This is a genomic window from Syntrophomonas sp. UBA5494 (assembly GCF_002426325.1).
This window is the reverse complement of the sequence record NZ_DIPG01000074.1, coordinates 6,877-9,185: the sequence shown is the minus strand read 5'-3', so window position 1 is coordinate 9,185 and position 2,309 is coordinate 6,877. Positions and strand designations below refer to the sequence as shown.

At 45.8% G+C, this 2,309-nt stretch carries 2 protein-coding genes; one reads left to right on the top strand and one right to left on the bottom strand.

Going from position 1 to position 2,309, the window contains the following annotated elements; genetic code table 11:
* Positions 1-441: 441 nt before the first annotated feature.
* Positions 442-828 (bottom strand): iron chaperone, encoded by a 387-nt coding sequence (locus B3W37_RS08580; RefSeq protein ID WP_483175388.1) that lies wholly within the window; start codon positions 826-828, stop codon positions 442-444.
* 90 nt (positions 829-918) lie between these two features.
* Here B3W37_RS08580 and B3W37_RS08575 point away from each other — a divergent pair, with 90 nt between their 5' ends.
* Positions 919-2,043: a M24 family metallopeptidase gene (locus B3W37_RS08575; protein WP_483175387.1), complete on the top strand. Its 1,125-nt coding sequence runs from the start codon at positions 919-921 to the stop codon at positions 2,041-2,043.
* The last annotated feature ends 266 nt before the right edge of the window (positions 2,044-2,309 follow it).

Sequence of the window (2,309 nt, the reverse complement as noted above, 5' to 3'; positions counted from 1 at the left end):
TAGTAACCAACCCTTCATTGTGCAGCTGAACCAGAGTCCGATAGATCTGATTATTATTGCCTGACCAATAAAAAACTGTAGAATCCATAAATACCTTTTTCAATTCATATCCAGTAAAGGGCTGCCAGCTTAACAGGCCCAGGATGGCATATTTGATGGCCATGTTATCCTCCGTTTCAGCCTTACAATTCCTGAACATCATAGGTTATATTTAACATATGTTATAAGGGGTGTCAAATGGTTTTAAGAATTCTCCTAAGGGCCAGGGAAATACTAATTAAGGATACAAGAATTATGAAGGAGACAAAATCATTGAAAAAGATTGCCGGGGGCAGCTCGAGCACATGCCCAGAAAGGAAGAGGTATGTCTGGATAAGATATTTTAACAAATGATTAAGTTTGGATTATCCTAATATGAGGTTTATGCCCGGGCACATACGCTTACTTCTTTTTCAATTTACCTTCCGCTTTTCCCTCATTTTCAGCAACTCTGAACTTCACTATCCTTTTGATAAGATCATCAGGCAGTGGTTGGCCCAGAGGAAACTGTACCGCGCCTTTAGACCCTTTATATCCTGATAATTCCTTCTTAAATGCCTCGATTGCGCTTGGAGTTGGATAAAACCCGATATGCTTTTTGTGGACCGCAAAATAAACCAGATTCCCGAACAAATCATAGGCGGGCATTTGATAGCTTATCTTTTCTGTGGCGCCAGGTGCTGCCTCTTTTATCACCTTTCTCAGCTTTTGCAGGATATCTTGAATATCAGCAGGAAAATTCGCAATGTATTCATCCACAGATTTTACTATCGCCTGGTTTGTTTCCATCAGTGATACCTCCGGTTTCGCTTTGATGCTATAATACCATTAATCAAACCCAGCTTATACATCATACCGGAGAGATAAGGAGGACTTGTTATGGCTGATAGTATTCATTCTGCCAGGGTGAAAAAATGTGCCGAACTTATGACAAAACATGATCTGGATGTTTTATTGCTGACCAAGCCTTCCAACATGTTTTACCTGACTGGAGACGGCCGGCTATGCTCTTATGCTATGATAACGTCCAGAGGTGACGTAGCGCTCGGGGTTCCCTCCACCGATATCGAGGATGTAGCGAAAACGGCAGTATTCGATAAGATAGTCGGTTTTGAGGATGAAGTCGGCATGATTCACTCTATCGCCCACTACTTTAAAGAATTCGGGATTTCCAAAGGTTCTATGGGTATTGAAAACACTTTCCTGACCATGTCAATGCAGGGTATGCTCACCCACCCTCACGCCAAGCCAGAGCAAGTGGCGGCAAAAGATGCCACTCATCTGTTGTCACAATTGCGTTTGGTAAAAGAAGCAGCTGAGATCGAGTTGATGAAGGAAGCAGCCCGGGTGGCTGATATCGGTATGCAGGCAGCCATCGATGCGGTTGCGGCTGGGGTTACTGAAAGTGAAGTGGCTGGTGCAGCTGAATACGCCATGCGTCGTCACGGAGCGGAAGGTTTTTGGCGCAGCTATGTGGCGGCAGGTCCACGGACCAACATAGCCCACGGCCTGCCTAGCAACAGACGTATTGAATCAGGTGATTTGGTGATGATCGATATTCATCCCATAGTCAACAATTACAGTGCTGATCTTTGCCGGATGGTATGTGCGGGTACACCAAGCACAATTCAACAAGAGGTCTATGACCTCTACCTGCAGGGCTTACTGGCGGCCATCGCCAAGTGCAGTAATGGTGTCGGTATGGTCGAACTGGAGAACGCCATGCACGATATTTACAAAGCGGCCGGTCATAAGGACCACATTTTTGGACCGGCTATCCACGGTACCGGCATCGATTTCGAAGAAGCTCCGCTGCCGCCCGGTCATGCCTTCTTCCATGGGGAAAAAGCGCCGGATCCGTTGCAGACCAATACCGTTATTGCTGTCGGTAACTGCGGCTTATACTGCGGTTCGTGGGGTATTCGCATCGAAGACACGGTTGCAGTGGGAGCTGCCGAACCTGTAGTATTAACTAATTATCCGCGCGAATTAGTGCGCAAATAAATCGGTAAACCTGTCAATAACAATTGAATCTCCTTAAGAGCTATTTCTATTGACCGGGAAAGGTATGAATATCTTTGCCGGTTTTCCTTTGGGATTTGTACTCTAATCCGGGGGGATTAATTATGAATCCTCTGCATTCCTACCCGCAAGTATTTTTCGGCCAGATCAACATAGAGCTGTTTGCCCCAGGTCCATAGTTTAAGATCTTTCTCTTTTATTTCCCGTATGGTCCTGGCCGGGTTGCCGGCCACCATCACTTTATCCGG